16 protein-coding genes are annotated in these 20478 nt (G+C 69.5%); 13 read left to right on the forward strand and 3 right to left on the reverse strand.

Features of this window, described 5'->3' with window-relative positions; translation table 11 throughout:
- The first annotated feature begins 38 nt into the window (after positions 1-38).
- The 6 genes from HQK15_RS10470 to HQK15_RS10495 all read left to right on the forward strand — a co-directional run bounded on the left by HQK15_RS10470 (position 39) and on the right by HQK15_RS10495 (position 9875).
- On the forward strand, positions 39-3341 hold the full coding sequence (locus tag HQK15_RS10470; RefSeq protein ID WP_173491404.1) for a transglutaminase family protein: 3303 nt from the start codon (positions 39-41) through the stop codon (positions 3339-3341).
- Positions 3338-5794, forward strand: coding sequence for a circularly permuted type 2 ATP-grasp protein (locus HQK15_RS10475; RefSeq protein WP_173491405.1), 2457 nt, complete (start codon positions 3338-3340; stop codon positions 5792-5794). Before HQK15_RS10470 ends, HQK15_RS10475 begins: the two co-directional genes overlap by 4 nt.
- Positions 5791-6663 (forward strand): transglutaminase family protein, encoded by an 873-nt coding sequence (locus HQK15_RS19110; RefSeq protein WP_173491406.1) that lies wholly within the window; start codon positions 5791-5793, stop codon positions 6661-6663. Before HQK15_RS10475 ends, HQK15_RS19110 begins: the two co-directional genes overlap by 4 nt.
- 157 nt (positions 6664-6820) lie before the next feature.
- On the forward strand, positions 6821-7804 hold the full coding sequence (locus tag HQK15_RS10485; RefSeq protein WP_173491407.1) for a zinc-binding metallopeptidase family protein: 984 nt from the start codon (positions 6821-6823) through the stop codon (positions 7802-7804).
- Positions 7805-7951: 147 nt separating this feature from the next.
- A complete protein-coding gene (gene rlmN / locus HQK15_RS10490; RefSeq protein ID WP_173491408.1) occupies positions 7952-9079 on the forward strand; it encodes a dual-specificity RNA methyltransferase RlmN in 1128 nt (375 codons plus the stop codon).
- Between the two features lie 4 nt (positions 9080-9083).
- Positions 9084-9875, forward strand: a complete 792-nt coding sequence (locus tag HQK15_RS10495) for an HAD family hydrolase (RefSeq protein ID WP_173491409.1) — start codon at positions 9084-9086, stop codon at positions 9873-9875.
- 41 nt (positions 9876-9916) lie between these two features.
- Here the strand turns inward: HQK15_RS10495 and HQK15_RS10500 are convergent, their stop codons facing one another.
- The gene (locus HQK15_RS10500) at positions 9917-11629 is read right to left on the reverse strand and encodes a TIGR03767 family metallophosphoesterase (RefSeq protein ID WP_173491410.1); all 1713 of its coding nucleotides are present in this window, start codon (positions 11627-11629) and stop codon (positions 9917-9919) included.
- A gap of 105 nt (positions 11630-11734) precedes the next feature.
- Here HQK15_RS10500 and HQK15_RS10505 point away from each other — a divergent pair, with 105 nt between their 5' ends.
- Both HQK15_RS10505 and HQK15_RS10510 read left to right on the forward strand, forming a co-directional pair.
- Complete coding sequence (locus HQK15_RS10505; RefSeq protein ID WP_173491411.1) at positions 11735-12454, forward strand: enoyl-CoA hydratase; 720 nt, start codon at positions 11735-11737, stop codon at positions 12452-12454.
- Positions 12454-12906: an AMP-binding protein gene (locus HQK15_RS10510; RefSeq protein ID WP_173491412.1), complete on the forward strand. Its 453-nt coding sequence runs from the start codon at positions 12454-12456 to the stop codon at positions 12904-12906. Before HQK15_RS10505 ends, HQK15_RS10510 begins: the two co-directional genes overlap by 1 nt.
- A gap of 17 nt (positions 12907-12923) precedes the next feature.
- Here the strand turns inward: HQK15_RS10510 and HQK15_RS10515 are convergent, their stop codons facing one another.
- Entirely contained in the window at positions 12924-13403 is a 480-nt protein-coding gene (locus tag HQK15_RS10515) for an Lrp/AsnC family transcriptional regulator (protein WP_173491413.1), read from the reverse strand.
- 157 nt (positions 13404-13560) lie between these two features.
- Here HQK15_RS10515 and HQK15_RS10520 point away from each other — a divergent pair, with 157 nt between their 5' ends.
- From HQK15_RS10520 to HQK15_RS10535, 4 genes are read left to right on the forward strand one after another with little or no spacing between them, the layout of a single operon-like run.
- Positions 13561-14721 carry a polyamine ABC transporter substrate-binding protein gene (locus tag HQK15_RS10520; RefSeq protein ID WP_173491414.1) on the forward strand — a complete coding sequence of 387 codons (1161 nt, stop codon included), beginning with the start codon at positions 13561-13563 and terminating at the stop codon, positions 14719-14721.
- Positions 14705-15859, forward strand: a complete 1155-nt coding sequence (locus HQK15_RS10525; RefSeq protein ID WP_173491415.1) for an ABC transporter ATP-binding protein — start codon at positions 14705-14707, stop codon at positions 15857-15859. The genes HQK15_RS10520 and HQK15_RS10525 overlap by 17 nt, the downstream gene beginning before the upstream one ends.
- 1 nt (position 15860) lies before the next feature.
- Entirely contained in the window at positions 15861-16739 is an 879-nt protein-coding gene (locus HQK15_RS10530; RefSeq protein WP_173491416.1) for an ABC transporter permease, read from the forward strand.
- Positions 16736-17563 carry an ABC transporter permease gene (locus tag HQK15_RS10535; RefSeq protein ID WP_173491417.1) on the forward strand — a complete coding sequence of 276 codons (828 nt, stop codon included), beginning with the start codon at positions 16736-16738 and terminating at the stop codon, positions 17561-17563. The genes HQK15_RS10530 and HQK15_RS10535 overlap by 4 nt, the downstream gene beginning before the upstream one ends.
- Positions 17564-17579: 16 nt before the next feature.
- Here HQK15_RS10535 and HQK15_RS10540 read toward each other — a convergent pair whose 3' ends face one another.
- Entirely contained in the window at positions 17580-18956 is a 1377-nt protein-coding gene (locus tag HQK15_RS10540; RefSeq protein WP_173491418.1) for an aspartate aminotransferase family protein, read from the reverse strand.
- Between the two features lie 163 nt (positions 18957-19119).
- Here HQK15_RS10540 and HQK15_RS10545 point away from each other — a divergent pair, with 163 nt between their 5' ends.
- Complete coding sequence (locus HQK15_RS10545; RefSeq protein ID WP_173491419.1) at positions 19120-20454, forward strand: flavin monoamine oxidase family protein; 1335 nt, start codon at positions 19120-19122, stop codon at positions 20452-20454.
- Positions 20455-20478 lie beyond the last annotated feature (24 nt).

Genomic DNA, 20478 nt, shown 5'->3' on the forward strand with positions numbered 1-20478 from the left:
GTTACCTGTCCGTAATCCGTTCGGGGCACCCTTGAGGCATGTCGATCAAGGTCGCCCTCGAGCACCGCACCACGTACCAGTTCGAGCGACCGGTGGAGCTGGGGCCGCACGTCGTGCGCCTGCGGCCCGCCCCCCACAGCCGGACGCCGATCGAGGCCTACTCGCTGACGGTCAGTCCCGGCAACCACTTCGTCAACTGGCAGCAGGACCCATTCGGCAACTGGCTCGCGCGGCTCGTCTTCCCCGAGAAGGTCTCGACGCTCGACATCACGGTCGGCCTCGTCGCCGACATGATGGTGGTCAACCCGTTCGACTTCTTCATCGAGGAGTACGCCGAGACGTTCCCGTTCGCGTACGAGCCGTCGCTCGCGGCTGACCTCGCGCCGTACCTGCGCCCGGTCGGCGAGGGCGACACCGATGCACCCGGTCCGCTGGTCACCGAGTTCCGCGACCGCCTGCCCGACCTGCCCGAGGGGGGCATGGCGATGGTGCCGTTCCTCGTGCAGCTCAACGCGGCCGTCTACGGCGCGGTCGGCTACTCGGTGCGGATGGAGGCCGGCGTCCAGAGCCCCGACGAGACCCTGCAGCGCGGCATCGGCTCGTGCCGCGACAGCTCGTGGCTGCTCGTGTCGCTGCTGCGTCAGTACGGCCTCGCGGCCCGCTTCGTGTCGGGCTACCTGGTGCAGCTGGCCTCGGACGAGAAGAGCATCGACGGCCCGAGCGGACCGTCCGAGGACTTCACCGACCTGCATGCCTGGGCCGAGGTGTTCGTGCCCGGTGCCGGCTGGATCGGCCTCGACCCGACGTCGTCGCTGTTCGCCGGAGAGGGCCACATCCCGCTGTCAGCCACGCCGCACCCGTCGTCGGCCGCCCCCATCTCGGGGATGCTGATGGAGCGGGCCAACGTCGACTTCTCGTTCCACAACACGGTCCGCCGCATCCACGAGGACCCCCGCGTCACCAAGCCCTACACCGATGCCCAGTGGCAGCGGATCGACCAGCTCGGCGAGGCGATCGACGTTCGGCTCGAGAGCGGCGACGTGCGCCTGACCCAGGGCGGCGAGCCCACCTTCGTCGGCCTGGACGACGTGACGTCCGAGCAGTGGAACACCCAGGCGGACGGCCCCGAGAAGCGGGTCAAGGCCAGCGAGCTGGCCGAGCGGCTGCGCGAGGTCTACGCCGGTGGCGGCGTCGTGCACCGCGGCGAGGGCAAGTGGTACCCCGGCGAGGAGCTGCCCCGCTGGCAGATCGCGCTGCAGTGGCGCGACGACGGTGAGTCGCTGTGGACGGACCCGGCGCTGCTCGCCGACCCGTGGGACGAGGCATCGGCACAGGACGACGCCCCCGCGCGCTCCGAGGCGCTGGGCCGCGAGATCACCCGCCTGCTCGGCCTGCCTGTCGAGCAGCTGCGGGCGGCCTACGAGGACCCGCTCAACGACCTGGTCAACGAGCTGCGCCGACCCGACGGCGAGCGCCCCGACGTCGACCCGCTCGCGCCGACCCCGGCCGTCGCCACCGAGCTCGACGCCGACGTCGTCGACCCCACCGGCTGGGTGCTGCCGCTCGTGACGGGGGAGGAGTGGACCAGCCCAGACTGGTCGCTGCGCCGCGGCCGCATCGTGCTGCTGCCGGGCACGTCGACGATGGGTCTTCGCCTGCCGCTGTCCTCGATCACGTGGGAGGACCCGCGGGCGTCCGGCGACGCGTCGTACGTCGAGGCCGGTCCGCAGCTGGACCCGCGCATCCCGTCGGTGCCCGTCGTCGACCCGGCCAAGGAGCCGACGACCGCGCTGACGGTCGAGGCCCGCCACGGCTTCGTGCACGTCTTCCTGCCGCCGACCGAGCGCCTCGAGGACTACTCCGACCTGCTGCACGTCATCGGCACCGCCGCCTCGGCGCAGGGACAGCAGATCGTCATCGAGGGCTACGGCCCGCCGCCGGACCCGCGCCTGACCCAGCTCGTGGTGGCGAGCGACCCCGGTGTCATCGAGGTCAACGTGCACCCGACCGCCTCGTGGTCCGAGCTGCGCGACCTGACGATGACGCTCTACGACATCGCGCGTCACGCCCGCCTGACGACCGAGAAGTTCGACCTCGACGGCGTCCACACCGGCACGGGCGGCGGCAACCACATCACGCTGGGCGGCCACGAGCCCGCGGCGTCCCCGATGCTGCGGCGCCCCGACCTGCTCATGAGCCTCATGACCTACTGGCAGCGGCACCCGTCGCTGTCCTATCTCTTCTCGGGTCGCTTCATCGGCCCGACCAGCCAGGCACCGCGCTTCGACGAGGGCCGGCCGGAGTCGCTCTACGAGGCCGAGATCGCGTTCCAGGAGATCGACCGCCTGACCGCCGAGACCGACGAGCCGCGGCCGTGGCTCGTCGACCGGGCGCTGCGCCACCTTTTGACCGACCTGACCGGCAACACGCACCGCGCCGAGTTCTGCGTCGACAAGATGTACAGCCCCGACTCGTCCCGCGGGCGGCTCGGCCTGCTCGAGCTGCGCGGCTTCGAGATGCCCCCGCACCCGCAGATGGCGATGGTGCAGTCGCTGCTCGTGCGCTCGCTCGTCGCGATGTTCTGGGAGAAGCCCTACCGCGCCCCGCTCGTGCGCTGGGGCACGGCGCTGCACGAGGACTTCCTGCTGCCCCAGGGAGCCATCCGCGACATCGCCGCGGTCGTGGCCGACCTGCGTGAGCACGGCATCGACTTCGAGGCCTCGTGGCTCGACCCGTTCACCGAGTTCCGGTTCCCGCGGATCGGCGTGGCCCGGGCGGGCGACGTCGAGCTGGAGCTGCGCTCGGCGATCGAGCCGTGGCACGTCCTCGGCGAGGAGGCCACGTCCGGTGGCATGGCACGCTATGTCGACTCGTCCGTCGAGCGGCTGCAGGTGACGGTCCGCGGCGTTCTGCCGCGCCAGCACCTCGTGACATGTCAGGGTGTTCCTGTGCCTCTGACTCCGACGGGTGTGGCCGGCGAGTACTTCGCCGGGGTCCGCTACCGCGCGTGGCAGCCGCCGTCCGCCCTGCACCCCTCGATCGAGGTGCACGCGCCGCTGCGCTTCGACGTGGTCGACGTCGCGTCGGCGACGTCGCTGGGCGGCGCGACCTATCACGTCGTGCACCCCGGCGGCCGTGCCCACGAGCACCCGCCGATCAACGCCCGCGAGGCCGAGGCACGCCGGTCCAGCCGGTTCGAGCCGTTCGGTCACTCGCCGGGTGCGATCGACGTGGCCGCGATGCAGGAGGCCGGACGCCGGGCCGCGAGCGACGAGTACCCCCACACGCTCGACCTGCGCCGCACCGTGCCGCCCGGCACGGCACGCGGAGCGGATCAGTGACGGCGCTCCGCGACTACTCGGCGGCAGTCACCCAGCCCACGCTCACCGCGGGGGCGGCTCGCTACGACGAGGTCGTCGCCCCCGACGGCACGCTGCGCACGAGCTGGCGGATGCTCGCCGAGAGCGCGGTGCAGCTGACCGAGTCCGACCTGCGACGCGTCGGTGGCGACATCGAGCGCTTCCTTGCCAACGACGGCGTCACCTACACGCCGCCGGAGCAGGATCCCGGGCCGTGGCGGCTCGACCCGTTCCCGCTGATCGTCGACGCGGCGGAGTGGACGCCGCTCGAGGTCGGCCTGGCCCAGCGCACCGAGCTGCTCAACGCGATCCTGGTCGACCTCTACGGGCCGCAGCGGCTGCTGTCGACCGGCGTGCTGCCGCCGGCGCTGGTCTTCGGGCACCAGGGCTTCCTGCGGGTCTCGGCGCGCGCATCGGCCCAGGATCCCCACCCCTTGCTGCTCGCGGCCGCTGATCTGGGTCGCAACGCCGCGGGGGAGTGGCAGGTCATCGCCGACCGTGCCCAGGCGCCGTCGGGCATCGGCTACGCGATGGAGAACCGCCGGGTCATCTCGCGCGTGCTGCCCGAGCTCTACCGCCAGGCGGGCCTGCACCGCATGGCGCCGTTCTTCCAGGCGCTGCGGTCGACCCTGATCGACTCGGCGCCCGGGCACGCCCCCAACCCGCGGGTCGTCGTCCTCTCGCCGGGCACCCACTCCGAGACCGCGTACGACCAGGCGTTCGTCGCCTCGAGCCTGGGCTTCCCGCTCGTCGAGGGCAGCGACCTCGTGATGCGCGAGGGCGCGGTGTGGATGCGGGTCTTCGGCCGCCTCGAGCGCGTCGACGTGATCCTGCGACGTGTCGACGCAGCGTGGAGCGACTCGCTCGAGCTCCGCAAGGGCTCGCAGCTCGGGGTCGCAGGCCTGTCCGAGGCGGTGCGTCGCGGCACCGTCCGGGTCGTCAACGGCCTGGGCGCCGGCGTGCTGGAGAACCCCGGTCTGCTCCCGTTCATGTCGGCGATGTGCGAGATGCTCCTCGACGAGCCGTTGCGCCTGCCGTCGGTGCAGACCTACTGGACCGGTGACGACCGCTCGATGGCGTACGTCCTGGACAACCTCGACGGGCTGCTGGTGAAGTCGATCGACAACCCGGTCAACCTCGCCCACCTGCCCACCGACCAGCTCCGCGACGTGATCCGGGCCGAGCCGCACCGCTACGTCGGCCAGGAGCGGCTGCCGCTGTCGCAGTCGCCGACCCTCGCGCCCCGGGGCGTCACGCCGCAGTCGGTCACGCTGCGGACGTTCACGCTGCGCTACGGCTCGACCTATCGTCCGCTCGTGGGCGGGCTGGCCAACGTCTACGAGGCCGGGCAGGCCGCGTCCAGCAAGGACGTGTGGGTGCTCAAGGACAAGCCGGAAGATCCCGACCAGGGCCTTGTCGACGTCCTGCCGCTCACCAACGTCCGGGCCCCCGCGGCGATGGTGCCGCGCGTGCTCGAGGACATGTTCTGGTTCGGTCGCTATGCCGAGCGCGCCGAGGACATGCTGCGTCTCGTCCTCGCAGCCCACGCCAGTGCCGAGGACTTCCGCTCACGTCCGCACACCGCGGGCGGTGCGAGCCTGGCCGTGCTGATGGCCTCGATCGCCCGCCTGAGCGGATCGCCGTTCGATGACGCCCGGCTCGACGACAACTTCCGGTCGCTGCTGCTCGACGCGCACCGTCCCGGGTCGGTGGCCCAGTCGATCGGTGCGCTCCGCGACGCGGCCCAGAGCGTTCGCGACCAGCTCTCGCCCGACACGTGGCAGGCCTTCAGCTCGACCGACCGGGCCGCCGCCAACCTCGTCGCCTACCACTACAGCCACCAGGTCGCCGAGAGCGCCGGGCAGATGCTGACCGGCATCCTGTCGCTGCAGGGCGTCACGGCCAACATGATGCGTGACCCCGGGTGGCGGATGATCGGCACCGGTCGCGCGGTGGAGCGTGGCCTGCAGCTGTGCCACCTGCTGCGCGCCACGACCACGACGCGCCGCGGCATCGACGTCGACCGCGACGTGCACAACGCGGTGCTGTCGGCCGCCGAGAGCGCCGTCACGCACCGTCGGCGCTATCGCGGCTACGTACGCCTGGCCGGTGTGCTCGAGCTGTTGCTGATGGACGTCGAGAATCCGCGCTCGCTCGCGTTCGGCATCGCCGAGATGCGCACGCACCTGGCGGCCATGCCGGAGTCGACCGGCTCCACGCGTCCCGAGCGGCTGCTCGACGACCTCGCCGAGGAGCTCGAGCGCGCCGACATCGCTGCGCTCACCGCGATCGAGGGCGAGAACCGTCCCAACCTGGAGCGGTTCCTCGGTGGCTACATCGGTCAGCTCACCCGGTTCGCGGACGCGGTCGGTGAGCTCCACTTCGCCGCCGGCCCCGCGCCGCGGGCCTTCGGATTCGCGACGGTGACCGAGTGAGGTACCGGATCTCCCACCGCACGACGTACTCCTACGACGAGGACGTCAGCGACAGCCTCGGCATCGCCTACCTCGTGCCGCGCCAGCTGCCGTGGCAGCAGGTCGTCAGCCGCGACCTGACCCTCACCCCGGCGACGCTCGACCGTACCGAGGACCTCGACTACTACGGCAACACCGCGACGTACTTCCAGGTCACCGAGCCGCACCAGGTGCTCGACATCCTTGCCACGAGCGAGATCGAGGTGACGGGGGAGCAGCACTCGCCCGAGGCGCTCGCGATTCCGTGGGAGTCGGCGCGTCCTGCTGCCCGTCCCGACGTCGCCGACGCCTGGCGCACCCAGGACTTCTCCCTCGCGTCGTCGTTGGCCGACCAGACGACCGAGGCCCACGCGTACGCCGCGGAGTCGCTGGCGCCGGGCCGACCGGTCGGGGAGGCGGTGATCGAGGTGATGCACCGCATCCACACCGACTTCGCCTACGACAAGACCGCGACGACGGTGACGACGACCGTCGACGACATCTTCGACAAGCGGGCCGGGGTCTGCCAGGACTTCGCGCACCTCACGCTGGCCTGCCTGCGGTCGCACGGTCTCGCGGTCCGCTACGTCAGCGGCTATCTCGCGACCACCCCGCCGCCGGGCAAGGAGCGGATCGTGGGGGCCGACGCGACGCACGCCTGGGCAGCGGTGTGGATCCCCGGCGACGGCTGGCTCGCGGTCGACCCGACCAACGACCAGCTCGTCAACGACCGCTACGTCACCGTCGCGTGGGGCCGCGACTACGCCGACGTCCCGCCGGTCAAGGGCGTCATCTTCACCGAGGCCAAGAAGTCAACCCTCAAGGTCGAGGTCGACGTCGCCCCCCTCTAACCCCCGGTCCGCGAGTGGCGCAAGATGAAGGAAATGAGACGGCGTGTCGTCCATTTCTGCGCCACTCGCGGACCCGTTTGCGCCACTCGCGAGGTGGTGTGAGCGAACCGACTGGTCCAGCGTTCGCGAATTCCGGACGCGCTGTCAGACTTGCTCGGTGAAAGCCTTCTCCTGCCGTGTGTGCGGCAACGCCCTGTACTTCGAGAACTCGATCTGCGTCTCGTGCAAGACCAACCTCGGGTTCTCCCGGGAGGAGCGGGCGATCGTCCCGGTCGACGACAAGGGGCAGTACGTCGACGCCGACGGCAGCATCTGGCACGTCTGCAAGAACCTCAACCTGTCGGGCTGCACGTGGCTCACGGAGTTCCCGGGTGGCTACTGCTTCAGCTGCGGCCTGACCCGGACGCGCCCGAGCGACGAGGACATCGTCGGGCTGCGGGAGTACAAGATCGCGGAGGAGGCCAAGCGCCGTCTCGTCGTCGAGCTCGACACGCTGGGCTTCCCGATCGTGCCGCGCAGCCAGGACGAGGAGAACGGTCTCGCGTTCGACCTGTTGTCGAGCGTCGCCGAGGACGTCACGACCGGCCACGAGAGCGGCATCATCACGCTCGACCTGGCCGAGAGCGACGACGCCCACCGCGAGAAGGTGCGCGTCGACCTCGACGAGCCCTACCGCACGATGCTGGGGCACTTCCGGCACGAGGTGGGGCACTACATCGAGTGGCAGCACGTCCGCGGCGACCTGATCGGAAAGGCCCGCGAGCTCTTCGGCAACGAGGAGGAGAGCTACGCCGACGCGATCGAGCGGCACTACTCCGAAGGGCCCCCGGCGGGCTGGGAGAAGCGGTTCATCAGCATGTACGCCACGATGCACCCGTTCGAGGACTTCGCCGAGACGTTCGCGCACTACCTGCACATCTGCGACACGATCGAGACCGCGTCGGCGCACGGGCTGGCCACGGTCGCCTCGCCGCAGAGCTTCAGCTCGTTCCGTGATCTCGTCGTGGGAGTGTGGATCCCGCTGAGCATCGCTCTCAACCAGATCAATCGCAGCATGGGCAAGGGTGCGCTCTACCCGTTCGTGATCCCGACGCCCGTGCTCGACAAGCTCCAGTTCGTGGCGGACCTGCCGCGCCGCTGATCGAGTGGCGCAGAGCGCACCCCGAGTGGCGCAGAAGCGGACGACACGCCGTCTCAGAAACGTCGTCTTGCGCCACTCGCGGGTCGGGTCGCGGGTTGGGGAGCTCGGGGATTCGGGGGATTCGGGGCTGAATGCGAGAATGGGGCCGTGTCCTCCGTCAACCCCAACCCGCTCCCGCTCGTCTTCGAGCAGAAGCGCGGTCGCCTCAAGCCTCCCCGTCACCTCGCCGACCTGACCGGTGAGGAACGTACGGCTGCCGCCGCGGCGCTCGGTGAGCCGGCGTTCCGGGTCAAGCAGGTCGCCAACCACTACTACGCCCGCCTCGAGCGTGACCCCGCCAACATGACGGACCTGCCCGCCGCGAGCAAGGACCGCATCGTCGAGGACCTCCTCCCGACCCTGCTCAACCCCGTGCGCACGATGGAGGCCGACAAGGGCACCACCGTCAAGACGCTGTGGCGGCTGTTCGACGGCGCCCTCGTCGAGTCGGTCCTGATGCGCTACACCGACCGCGCCACGATCTGCGTCTCCAGCCAGGCCGGGTGTGGCATGGCCTGCCCGTTCTGCGCGACCGGCCAGGGCGGCCTCGAGCGCAACATGAGCACCGCCGAGATCGTCGACCAGGTCGTCGACGCCGCTGGCAGGATGGCGCGCGGCGAGGTGGCCGGGGGACCGGGACGCCTGTCCAACGTCGTGTTCATGGGCATGGGCGAGCCGATGGCCAACTACAAGGCCGTCATCGGTGCCGTCCGCCGCATGGTCGCGCCCACGCCCGACGGCCTCGGCATGTCGGCCCGCAACATCACGGTCAGCACGGTCGGCCTCGTGCCGCGCATGAAGCAGCTCGCCGACGAGGGCATCCCCGTCACGCTGGCCCTCTCGCTGCACGCCCCCGACGACGAGCTGCGCAACGAGCTCGTGCCGATCAACACCCGCTGGTCCGTCAACGAGACGGTCGAGGCAGCGTGGGAGTACGCCCACAAGACCAAGCGTCGCGTCTCGATCGAGTACGCCATGATGCGCGACATCAATGACCAGGCGTGGCGGGCCGACCTGCTCGGCGACGTCCTGCAGTCGTTCGGCGACTGGGGCTGGGTGCACGTCAACCTGATCCCGCTCAACCCCACCCCGGGGTCGAAGTGGACCGCCTCACGCCGTGAGGACGAGCGCGAGTTCGTCCGTCGGCTCGAGGCCAAGGGCATTCCGGCCACGGTCCGCGACACCCGCGGCAGCGACATCGACGGAGCGTGCGGCCAGCTCGCTGCGGCGGAGTAGCCAGGTGTCGGCACGTCCTCGTCTCGTCGCGACAGATCTCGACGGCACGCTGCTGCGCACCGACGGGACGTTGTCGGCGCGCACCCGTGAGGCCATCGCCGCAGCGGAGGGGGCGGGCATCCCGACCCTGTTCGTGACGGCCCGCCCGCCGCGGTGGCTCGACGAGCTCGCCGACGCGGTCGGTGGCCACGGCATCGCGATCTGCGGCAACGGTGCGTTCGTCTACGACGTCGCTGCCCGCGAGGTCACGGCCTCTCGCGGGCACGACCCGGTGCTGATGAGGGCCGTGATCGCCGACCTGCGGGCCGCCGTCCCGGGCATCGCGTTCGCGGTCGAACGGGCCGACGGCATGGGTGCCGAGTCGCACTACGTCTACGCCCAGGAGCACTCCGACGGCCACGTGGTCGGATCGCTCGAGGAGATCTCCACGACGGCCGTCGGCAAGCTCCTGGCCCGGTCACCCGGTTCCGACCCCGAGGTGTTCTTGCAGGACGTCCTCGCGGTCGTCGGCGATCGCGTCGAGCTCGGCTACTCCGGGGCAGTGGGCCTCGCGGAGATGACGGCACCCGGCGTCACGAAGGCCAGCGGCCTGTCGGCCTGGTGCGCCGGTCACGGCATCGACGCGTCGGAGGTCTGGGCGTGCGGAGACATGCCTAACGACCTCCCGATGCTGGGCTGGGTCGGGCGTGCGTACGCCGTGGGCAACGCACACCCCGACGTGCTGGCGGCTGCGCACGACGTGCTGCCGTCCAACGACGACGACGGCGTCGCGCAGCTGCTCGAGTCACTGCTCTGATGGCGCGGCCCGCCTGAGGCGCCGCCCGGGGCAACCCACGCTCAGGTCAGTGGGTCGTCGAGCAGCAGCTCGGTGTTGCGGTCGCCCGCCGCGCCCTCCTGGGCCGACTGGCGCAGCTGCGGGTCGTTGGCCGACAGCTCCCGCGCGATCGCCGCGAGCTGCAGGGAGTCGGCGAGCGACACCGTCGACGCCGGCGCCGCGTGGTCGAGCATCGTGGTGAAGATCGACAGCGTGCCGTCGCGGTTGTCGGCGAGCTCGATGAGCCGCGACTGCTGGGGGAAGTCGACGTGCGAGGCGGTGTTGATCTCCCAGAAGCCGCTCTGACCGTCGGCGCTGCGATGTGCGGTGACCTGGTTGCGGTGCGTGTGGCCGTTGACCCACGCGACGACGTTCCTGCTGGCGAGCAGCGTGGCGACGACCTCGTCGCCCAGCACCCGCAGGTTGAGGTCGAGCCCCGTGCCGATCAACGGGTTGGTCATGGTGGCCGACGTGTGGTGGCTGAACACCATGACGTACTTGTCGGTCGACGCGGCGAGCAGGCTCTTCAGCCACGTGTGCTGCGGCTTGTCGATCGACCCGTCGGCGTAGCCGTTGGGGTTGACGCTGTCGAGGACGACGCAGCGCACGAGGCCCTGGTCGAACGAGTAGTAGGCGGTGTCGCGCTGCTTGTTCTGCGCCGTGAACCCGTGACCGACCGGGCTGCCCGACGTCTTGAAGTGCTCGTCGACCACCTGGCCGCGGGTGAGGTGACGACGCTTGGAGTCGGGCGTCACGATCGTCACCGACGTCAGCGAGACCGCCCCGAGGAGCGCCGTGGCGCTGCCGGACTGGAAGCTCGAGACGACGTCGGCCTGCGAGAGCCCCGGCGGGAGCGCGGTCGCCTTGATGCCGCCGGTCGAGAGCACCGTGAGGGGCAGCGTCTGCGGGAAGTTGCCCTGGACGAGACCGTCGTGGTTGCCGAACACGGAGTACCACGGGATGTCGAGGCCCTCAGGCTCGAACGAGCGACGGGACGCGTCGAGCAGGCCCGGCACGCGGGGGAAGCCGAACTTCGCGGTGTAGAAGTCCTCGGGGTCGCCGGGCTTCCGCGGGCCCTCGGGGTGCCAGTAATGGACGTCGGACGCCTTGGTGTCGGCGACGCCCTCGTACTTCGTGGTGCTGCCGGAGTCTGGGGTGATGCGGTTGCCGTCGAGGACGTCGATGTTCCACCGCACCTCGTTGTACTGGCAGTTGTCGGAGTTGTCGCCGGTCTGGATCGCGAAGGCGAGGGCCTGGCCGGTGACCGGGCCGCGGCCGACCCGGTTGACGGCCCGCACCATGGAGTCGGCGACCTGCGGCGTGAGCATCTCCTGTGGTCGGTAGCTCGACGAGAGCAGGCCGCCGAGCGTCGGTGCGCCGCCGTAGGTGTCCTCGAGCCGGTCGACGTACTCGACGCGCGACGGCGACTGGGCGTCGATGATGTGGACGTCGGTCAGGTGAGCGAAGCTCAGTACGGCGGTCCGGGTCGTGGCGCGGTTGCTGCCGGCCGTGACGCCGAGGTCGGTGCGCACCGTGTGGGCCTCGCCGCTCGCCGAGATGACCTTGGAGTAGCCGCCCGTCCCGGCCGGTCCGCGGGTGAAGCAGCTGTCGAGGGTCGTGTACTGCGGTGCCACCAGGCCGGGCGCCGCCCATCCGGTGCTTGGGCGCAGCCCGACGGCGGCGACTCCTCCCACCACGGCACCGGTGCGGATGAGGTCACGGCGGGAGATCGTCATACCGGCTCAACGACCCAGCGCGTGTGAGGTTACTCACAGGTCATATGGCGGGTGCGCGGGCCCCTTCGGGTCGGCGATAGCGTGGGGGCGACCCGGAGGAGACCCATGATCGCCACCACCCGCGACGAGAACGTCGTGATCATCGAGCTGCAGCGGGAGGACCGCCGCAACGCGCTCAACCTCGAGCTGTGCAACGCCATCCGTGAGGCCGCCGACCAGGCTGTCGCCGATGGGGCCCGCGTGCTCGTCGTGACCGGCAAGGGATCGGCGTTCTGCGCCGGAGCCGACCTGAGTGGCGTCTACGGCCCGGACTTCCTCGACGCGCTCTACGGGATGCTCCACCACCTGACGAAGCTCCCGGTCCCGATCATCGCCGCCGTCAACGGCCCCGCGATCGGTGCCGGCACCCAGCTCGCGATGGCCTGCGACCTGCGGGTGGCCGACGACAAGGCGAAGTTCGCCGTGCCCGTCGCGCGCAACGGCATGGCGGTCGACGCCTGGACGATCCGCACGCTGGCCCAGCTCGCGGGCATGGGTCCGGCGCGCCGGCTGATGCTCTCGGCCGACACGCTCGACCGGAAGCAGGCGATCGACTGCGGTCTGGCCGACGCCCACGGCGGCCTCAAGTACGCCGTCGCGTGGGCCCACGAGATCGCGGCCCTCGCACCGCTCGCGATTGCGCACAGCAAGCTGGTGCTCAACGGGTCGCCGGCCGACGACGAGGTGATCGAGCAGAGCTTCCGAGCGGTCTGGGAGAGCGCAGACGTCAAGGAGGCCGCTCAGGCCCGCCTCGAGAAGCGCGCCCCCGTCTTCGAGGGGCGATGATGACGAGCCTGGTCTTTCGCATCCTCGACACCCACGTCATCCACGGACTGGCCGACGACATCGCGATCCGTGACGAGCTCGGCACCAAGTCGTACGCCCAGCTGCTCCACGAGTCGGCCTGCATCGGTGCGGGGCTGCACCACATGGGAGTCGAGGCCGGCACCCACGTCAAGGTCGACCTCCCGCCGGGACGCGACCTGGTCATCGCGGTGCTCGCCCTGGCCCGCATCGGTGGCCTGCCGTCGGAGACCGGCGACTTCCGCCTCGTGGGCACGCCGCCCGTCCTGCACGCGCCCGACACCGAGGTGACCTGGGACGTGCTCGACAAGGCCGGCCGCGCGGAGCCGCACCCCGCCCCGGAGAGCGACCCGGACGCGTACGAGGACCGCCTCCGCGGCGCCTATCCCGACATCATCACGCAGCTGGAAGCCGGAGAGGCGATCAGCTTCTAGCCGGGCCGATCGAGCCGCTACCGGACGCCCCAGGCGTACGTCTGCTTCTCCAGGCGCAGGTAGACGAACGTCTCGGTCGTCACGACCTTGTCGAGCGCGCTGATCTGCTCCGACACGATGTCGAGCAGCTCGTCGTCGCTCTCGGCGACGAGCTCGGCGAGGATGTCGAAGCGTCCCGTGGTGATGACGATGTAGTCGAGCTTCTCCATCGCGGACAGCCGGGCGGCGACCTCACGGACGTTGCCGCTGACCTTGATGCCGATCATGGCCTGGCGGGCGAAGCCCATCTGCAGGGGATCGGTGACGGCGACGACCTGCATGACCCCGCCGTCGATGAGCTTCTGCACGCGGTGGCGGACGGCGGCCTCCGACAGGCCGACCTCCTTGGCGATCGCCGAGTAGGACAGGCGTCCGTCGTCCTGGAGCAGCTCGATGATGCGCTTGGCGGTCTCGTCGAGGTTCTGGCCCCGTACCGTGGTCGGCTTGCGGTCGCTCATGACGACATCATGCCCCACGAGCGCCGACCCCTCGACGTTTTGGCCGGTGTTGATGACGTTTTCCATGGCGAAACACACTCTTAACGCCGGAATCCCTTGTGCTGACCCCCCAATGTTGCGAGTATGCGTGGGACAAGGGGAGAAGCGAGGGTGGCGCATGGCGGGTCTTGACCGACGAACGGTGCTGAAGGGCGTGGGAGGGGTGGCCGCGCTCGGGGCGAGTGCCGGGATGTTGACGTTGTTCGACACTCCCGATCGGGAGCAGGACCCGACGACGTGCGTCGCCGACGACGTCTCCGACACCGACAAGCGACTCGTCTACTCCAACTGGCCGGAGTACATCGACGAGGACGACGGCGACTACGTGTCGACCAAGACGCAGTTCGAGCGCGACACCGGCATCAAGGTCGCCTACACCGCCGACGTCAACGACAACAACGAGTTCTTCGCCAAGGTCTCCAACCAGCTCGGCTCGTGCAGCTCGTCCAAGCGCGACCTGTTCTCGCTGACCGACTGGATGGCCGCGCGCATGATCCAGGTGGGCTGGATCCAGAAGCTCGACGCGGCGAACGTGCCCAACCTGCACGCCAACATCATCGACTCGCTGAAGGCGCCCGAGTGGGACCCCAAGCGGGAGTACTCCGCGCCGTGGCAGAGCGGCCTGACCGGCATCGCCTACAACAAGAGCAAGGTCGGCGAGATCAAGTCGTTCAAGGAGCTGCTGACCCGCAAGGACCTCAAGGGCCGCATCTCGTTGCTGACCGAGATGCGCGACACGATGGGCTTCCTGCTGATGGTCAACGGGGGAGACCCCGAGAAGTTCAGCGACGACGAGTGGCAGAACGCGATCGACCTGCTCAAGAAGGCGCGCAGCGACGGCCAGGTGCGCTCGTTCACCGGCAACGAGTACGTCCAGGACCTCGCCTCCGGCAACGTCGTCGCGTGCGAGGCGTGGTCGGGCGACATCGCCAACGCCGGCGACGACAACCTGGTCTGGATCCCGCCCGAGGAGGGCATCATGATCTGGGCCGACAACATGATCGTGCCCAACCTCGCGACCCACCAGGGCAACGCCGAGAAGTGGATCGACTACTACTACCAGCCCGAGGTCGCGGCGAAGCTCGCCGACTACAACTCCTACATCTGCCCGGTCAAGGGCGCGCAGGAGGCGATGGAGAAGGTCAATCCCGACAACGTCGAGAACGAGCTGATCTTCCCGACCGAGAAGACGCTGTCCGAGACCCACCGCTTCATGGCGCTCGACGAGTCCACGATGCGCACCTACGAAGGGGATTTTGCCGATGTCACCAGCAGCTGAGGCGACGACGTCGACCGCGCGAGCAGGGTCCCGCGACCTCAGGCTCTCGCAGCTGACCAAGGAGTACGCGACGTTCACCGCCGTGAAGTCGCTCGACCTGGTGGTGCCGCAGGGCCAGTTCTTCGCCCTGCTGGGCCCGTCAGGCTGTGGCAAGACGACGACGCTGCGGATGGTGGCGGGCCTCGACACGCCGACGTCCGGCACGATCCACCTCGGCGAGACCGAGGTGACCTACGAGAAGCCCTACAAGCGGCCGGTCAACACCGTCTTCCAGAACTACGCGCTCTTCCCGCACCTCGACATCGCCGACAACGTCGCGTTCGGGCTCAAGCGCCGCGGCATCAAGGACGTCAAGAAGCAGGTCGCCGACATGCTCGAGCTGGTCGAGCTGACGTCGCAGGCGCACAAGAAGCCGCCGCAGATGTCGGGCGGCCAGCAGCAGCGTGTCGCGCTCGCCAGAGCCCTGATCAACAAGCCCGAGGTGCTCCTGCTCGACGAGCCGCTGGGCGCCCTCGACCTCAAGCTGCGTCGCGGCATGCAGCTGGAGCTCAAGCGCATCCAGACCGAGGTCGGCCTGACGTTCGTCCACGTGACGCACGACCAGGAGGAGGCCATGACCATGGCCGACACCGTGGCCGTCATGAACCAGGGTGTCATCGAGCAGATGGGCGCACCGATCGAGCTCTACGAGAACCCGCGGACGACGTTCGTCGCCAACTTCCTGGGCCAGTCCAACCTGATCGCCGGCGAGATCGAGGGGCGTGACGGCGACCAGGTCAAGGTCCGCGTGCAGGGCGCCCTCGCGTCGGTCCCGGGTGACCGGGCCCACTCGGAGTCCGGCAAGGGCTGGCTCGGCATCCGCCCCGAGAAGGTGCTGATCGCTGAAGCCGGCCAGCCGATCGACGCCCCCGGTGACGTCATCACCGGTGGCTACGTGACCGACGTCAGCTTCGTCGGCGTCAGCACCCAGTACACCGTGCGGATGCCGTGGGACCAGGAGCTCATGGTCTTCGAGCAGAACACCGGGGCCCGCGCGATGCTCCCGGTCGGCACGAAGGTCGACATCTCGTGGCGACCCGAGTACGCCTTCCTGCTCGACGCCAGCCAGGACGCCAAGGCCGGGATCGAGGAGGACTGACGTGGCGACGCTCGACGACGTGGCGGCGCCGAAGGCCAAGCGCAAGCTCACCGGCTACTGGCTGATCCTGCCCGGAGCCCTGTGGCTCGCGGTCTTCTTCGTCATCCCGTTCTACTCGCTGATCTCCACGAGCCTGTTCGACCCGAAGGGGTCGGTGCTCACCGGCTACGACATGACGTGGCACTTCAGCAACTACGTCGACGCGATCGACCAGTACAAGGGCCAGATCTGGCGCTCGCTCTGGTACGCCGGCGTCGCCACGGCGCTGTGCCTGGTCATCGGCTACGTGCTGGCCTACGCGATCGCGTTCAAGGCGGGCCGGTGGAAGAACCTCATGCTGGTGCTCGTCATCGCACCGTTCTTCACCTCGTTCCTGCTGCGCACGCTCTCGTGGAAGCTGATCCTCGCCGACGACGGCTTCGTGGTCGACGCCCTGCAGACCGTGCACCTGCTCGGCGACGACGGCCGGCTGCTCGCGACGCCGTTCGCGGTCATCGCCGGCCTGACCTACAACTTCCTGCCGTTCATGGTGCTGCCGCTCTACGCGAGCCTGGAGAAGATCGACATCCGCCTGATCGAGGCGTCCAGCGACCTGTACGCCTCGCCGCTGCGCGGGTTCCTGAAGGTCACGTTGCCGCTGTCGATGCCCGGTGTCGTCGCCGGCACCCTGCTGACGTTCATCCCGGCGGCAGGCGACTACGTCAACGCGCAGCTGCTCGGCAGCCCCAACACGCGGATGGTCGGCAACACGATCCAGAGCCTGTTCACGACCCAGGGTGACTATGCCGCGGCGGGCGCCCTGTCGGTCACGTTGATGATCATCATCGTCGGAGCGGTCCTGATGTACGTCCGCACCGCAGGGACGGAGGACCTGGTATGAACACGCTGACGCGGGCCAAGCGCTGGATCGGCAAGCACCTGATCCTCGGGCTCGGCATCCTGGTGCTGATCTACACGTTCGTGCCGATCGCGATCGTGGTGCTGATGAGCTTCAACGACAGCTCGAAGTCGCGCAACGTCTACAAGTTCCAGCAGTTCACCTTCGACAACTGGCTGCACCCGGGCCGGTGGGCCGACGGCATGCTCGACTCGGTGATGCTCAGCATCTACATCGCGCTGTGCGCCACCGTCATTGCGACGATCCTCGGCACGCTGGCGGCGTTCGCGATGGTGCGGCACCGCTTCGTGGGCCGCAAGGCCGCGAACATCATCATCTTCCTGCCGATGGCCTCGCCGGAGATCGTGATGGGCTCGTCGTTGCTGGCGCTCTTCGTGGCGGCCGGGTTCGGCGGTCAGCTCGGGTTCTGGACGATCCTGATCGCCCACGTGATGTTCTGCCTGTCGTTCGTCGTGGTGACGGTGAAGGCTCGACTCAGCGGGCTCGACGACAACCTCGAGCAGGCGGCGATGGATCTCTACGCGACCGAGGCGCAGACGTTCTGGCGGGTGACGTTCCCGCTGGTGCTGCCCGGCATCGTGGGGGCGGCGCTGCTGAGCTTCTCGCTGTCGTTCGACGACTTCATCATCACGAACCTCAACTCCGGCCAGGAGGTGACGTTCCCGATGTTCGTCTACGGCGCCAACCAGCGCGGCGTCCCGATGGAGGTCAACGTCATCGGCACCGCGATGTTCGTCATCGCGATCACGATCGTGCTGGTCGGCGAGCTCGCGCGTCGCCGCCAGGAGAAGGCCCTCGCCGCCTGACCCCCGATCCCCGGGGCTAGAGGAGGCCCTGGGCCTCGGTGAGCACCGAGCGGAGAATCTGCTCCATCTCGTCGAAGTGGGACTGGTCGGCGATCAGCGGCGGTGACAGCTGGATGACCGGGTCGCCGCGGTCGTCGGCGCGGCAGTAGAGGCCGTTGTCGAACAGGGCCTTGGACAAGAACCCACGCAGCAGCTTCTCCGACTCGTCGTCGTCGAAGGTCTCCTTGGTCGCCTTGTCCTTCACGAGCTCGATCCCGTAGAAGTAGCCGTCGCCGCGCACGTCGCCGACGATGTCGAGGTCGAGCAGCTTCTCGAGCGTTCCGCGGAACGCCCCCTCGTTGCGCCGCACGTGACCGTTGAGGTCCTCGCGCTCGAAGATGTCGAGGTTCGCCATCGCGACCGCGGCCGAGACGGGGTGACCGCCGAACGTGTAGCCGTGGGCGAAGGAGTTGTTGCCCTGCAGGAACGGCTCCATGAGGCGGTCGGAGGCGATCATGGCGCCGAGCGGCGAGTAGCCGGACGTGAGGCCCTTGGCGCACGTGATCATGTCGGGCTGGTAGTCGAACTTCGTCGCGCCGAACATCTCGCCGAGGCGGCCGAACGCGCAGATGACCTCGTCCGAGACGAGCAGGACGTCGTACTGGTCGCAGATCTGGCGGACGCGCTGGAAGTAGCCGGGCGGGGGAGGGAAGCAGCCCCCGGAGTTCTGCACCGGCTCGAGGAACACCGCGGCGACGGTCTCGGGGCCCTCGGCCAGGATCGCCTCCTCGATGCGGTTGGCGGCCCACAGGCTGAAGTCGTCGATGTTGTCGCCGTGCTCGGGCGCTCGGTAGAAGTTGGTGTTGGGCACGTGCGACGTCGACGGCACGAGCGGCTCGAACATCTGCTTCATCGCCGGGATGCCGGTGATCGACAGGGCGCCGTGCGGGGTGCCGTGATAGGCGACCTGGCGGCTGATGACCTTGGTCTTAGAGGGCTTGCCGGTCAGCTTGAAGTACTGCTTCGCCAGCTTCCACGCCGTCTCGACCGCCTCACCGCCGCCGGTCGTGAAGAACACCCGGTTGAGGTCGCCCGGTGCGTACGACGCGATCCGCTCGGCGAGCATGATCGCGTTGGGGTGCGCGAACGTCCACAGCGGGAAGAACGACAGCTCGGCCGCCTGCTTCGCGGCAGCCTCGGCGAGCTCGCGCCGCCCGTGGCCGGCCTGGACGACGAAGAGCCCGGCGAGACCGTCGAGGTACTTGCGACCCTTCGCGTCCCAGATATACATGCCGTCACCCTTGGTGATGATCGGGATGTCGTGGGCGTCGTCGTAGGCGCCGTGCCGCGAGAAGTGCATCCACAGGTGGCGCTTGCCGGCCTTCTGGAGTCGGTCGAAGTCTTCGGTGTCCATGGTCCCAGTATCACGAGGTGTGGGGTGTCAATACAAGGGATTTCGTCGTGTCATCCATTGTTTACTTCGGAATCCGTTGCCGATGCGGGAGACTGAGCAGGCGGGCGCTGGTATCGGTAGCGTCGGACCACCGCACGGGCACCCGTGGGGGAGAGGGGCGCAGATGGACCGGTACGACACGATCGTGGTCGGGGCGGGCGTGGCCGGGCTGACGGCGGCGCGCCTGCTGGCACGTGCCGGACGACGGGTCGTGGTGCTCGAGGCCCGCGACCGGATCGGCGGACGGGTCTGGACCGACCGCTCCGACGGGCTGGTCACCGACCTCGGCGCGTCGTGGATCCACGGCATCGCCGACAGCCCGGTGGCCGCGGCGGCGGGCGCGTTCGCGATGCCCATGATGGAGTTCACGGTCGGCGGCTACCAGCCCGACAGCCGCCCCATCGCCTACTACGGCCCTGACGGCGAGCGGCTCCCCGACGACGAGGCGCGGCAGTTCGCCGACGACGTCCGTACGGTCGACGCCGCGCTCGTCGACGTCATCGCGGCCTCCGCCCCCGACGCTTCCTACCTCGACGTGACCGACCAGGCCATCGAGAGCCAGGGCTGGGCGCCCGCACGGGTCGAGCGCGTGCGTGAGTTCGTCCGGCACCGCACCGAGGAGCAGTACGGCGCGTGGATCGACGACCTCGCGGCCCACGGTCTCGACGACGACTCGATCGAGGGGGACGAGGTCGTGTTCCCCGACGGCTACGACCGCCTGCCCGAGCACCTCGCGGCGGGCCTCGACATCCGCCTCCAGCACGTCGTCACCGACGTGCAGTGGGGTGACGACAAAGTCGTGGTCCGCAGCGACACGGGCACGTGGGCAGCCGACACGGCCGTCGTCACGGTGCCGGTCGGCGTCCTGCACAGCGGTGACCTCGTCATCGAGCCGGCGCTGCCCGAGCCGGTCGCGGGCGCGCTGTCGCGCCTGGAGATGAACGCCTTCGAGAAGGTCTTCCTGCGGTTCGGCACGAAGTTCTGGGACGAGGACGTCTATGCCGTCCGGCAGCAGGGACACCACGGCGAGTGGTGGCACTCCTGGTACGACGTCACCGCGCTGCACGGCACCCCGACGCTGCTGACCTTTGCCGCGGGCCCGGCGGCACGCGCGACCCGTGGATGGGGCGACGGACGGGTCGTCGAGTCGGTGCTCGACCAGCTGCGACGGCTCTACGGAGACCGCGTCGAGCAGCCGGTCCACGTGCACGTCACCGCCTGGCAGGACGATCCCTACGCCCGCGGCTCCTACGCCTTCATGACGGTGGGCTCGACCACGGCCGACCACGACGACCTGGCCACCCCGGTCGGCGGCGTGCTGCACCTCGCGGGCGAGGCGACCTGGACCGACGACCCGGCCACCGTCACCGCGGCGCTGTGCTCGGGCCACCGGGCGGCCGTGAACATCCTGGGACACGACGTCCCGATCCGCGACGTCTGGGCCGCGCCGACGGGTTGACCAGACCGTCCGACCCGACTGATC

This window comes from Aeromicrobium stalagmiti (assembly GCF_013283745.1).
Taxonomy (GTDB): Bacteria; Actinomycetota; Actinomycetes; order Propionibacteriales; family Nocardioidaceae; genus Aeromicrobium; species Aeromicrobium stalagmiti.

Coding starts and splice junctions, on each gene's coding strand:
- HQK15_RS10470 (WP_173491404.1), top strand. CDS start 39: ATGTCGATCAAGGTCGCCCTCGAGCACCGCACCACGTACCAGTTCGAG.
- HQK15_RS10500 (WP_173491410.1), bottom strand. CDS start 11,629: ATGACGATCTCCCGCCGTGACCTCATCCGCACCGGTGCCGTGGTGGGA.
- HQK15_RS10505 (WP_173491411.1), top strand. CDS start 11,735: ATGATCGCCACCACCCGCGACGAGAACGTCGTGATCATCGAGCTGCAG.
- HQK15_RS10510 (WP_173491412.1), top strand. CDS start 12,454: ATGACGAGCCTGGTCTTTCGCATCCTCGACACCCACGTCATCCACGGA.
- HQK15_RS10515 (WP_173491413.1), bottom strand. CDS start 13,403: ATGAGCGACCGCAAGCCGACCACGGTACGGGGCCAGAACCTCGACGAG.
- HQK15_RS10520 (WP_173491414.1), top strand. CDS start 13,561: ATGGCGGGTCTTGACCGACGAACGGTGCTGAAGGGCGTGGGAGGGGTG.
- HQK15_RS10525 (WP_173491415.1), top strand. CDS start 14,705: ATGTCACCAGCAGCTGAGGCGACGACGTCGACCGCGCGAGCAGGGTCC.
- HQK15_RS10535 (WP_173491417.1), top strand. CDS start 16,736: ATGAACACGCTGACGCGGGCCAAGCGCTGGATCGGCAAGCACCTGATC.
- HQK15_RS10540 (WP_173491418.1), bottom strand. CDS start 18,956: ATGGACACCGAAGACTTCGACCGACTCCAGAAGGCCGGCAAGCGCCAC.
- HQK15_RS10545 (WP_173491419.1), top strand. CDS start 19,120: ATGGACCGGTACGACACGATCGTGGTCGGGGCGGGCGTGGCCGGGCTG.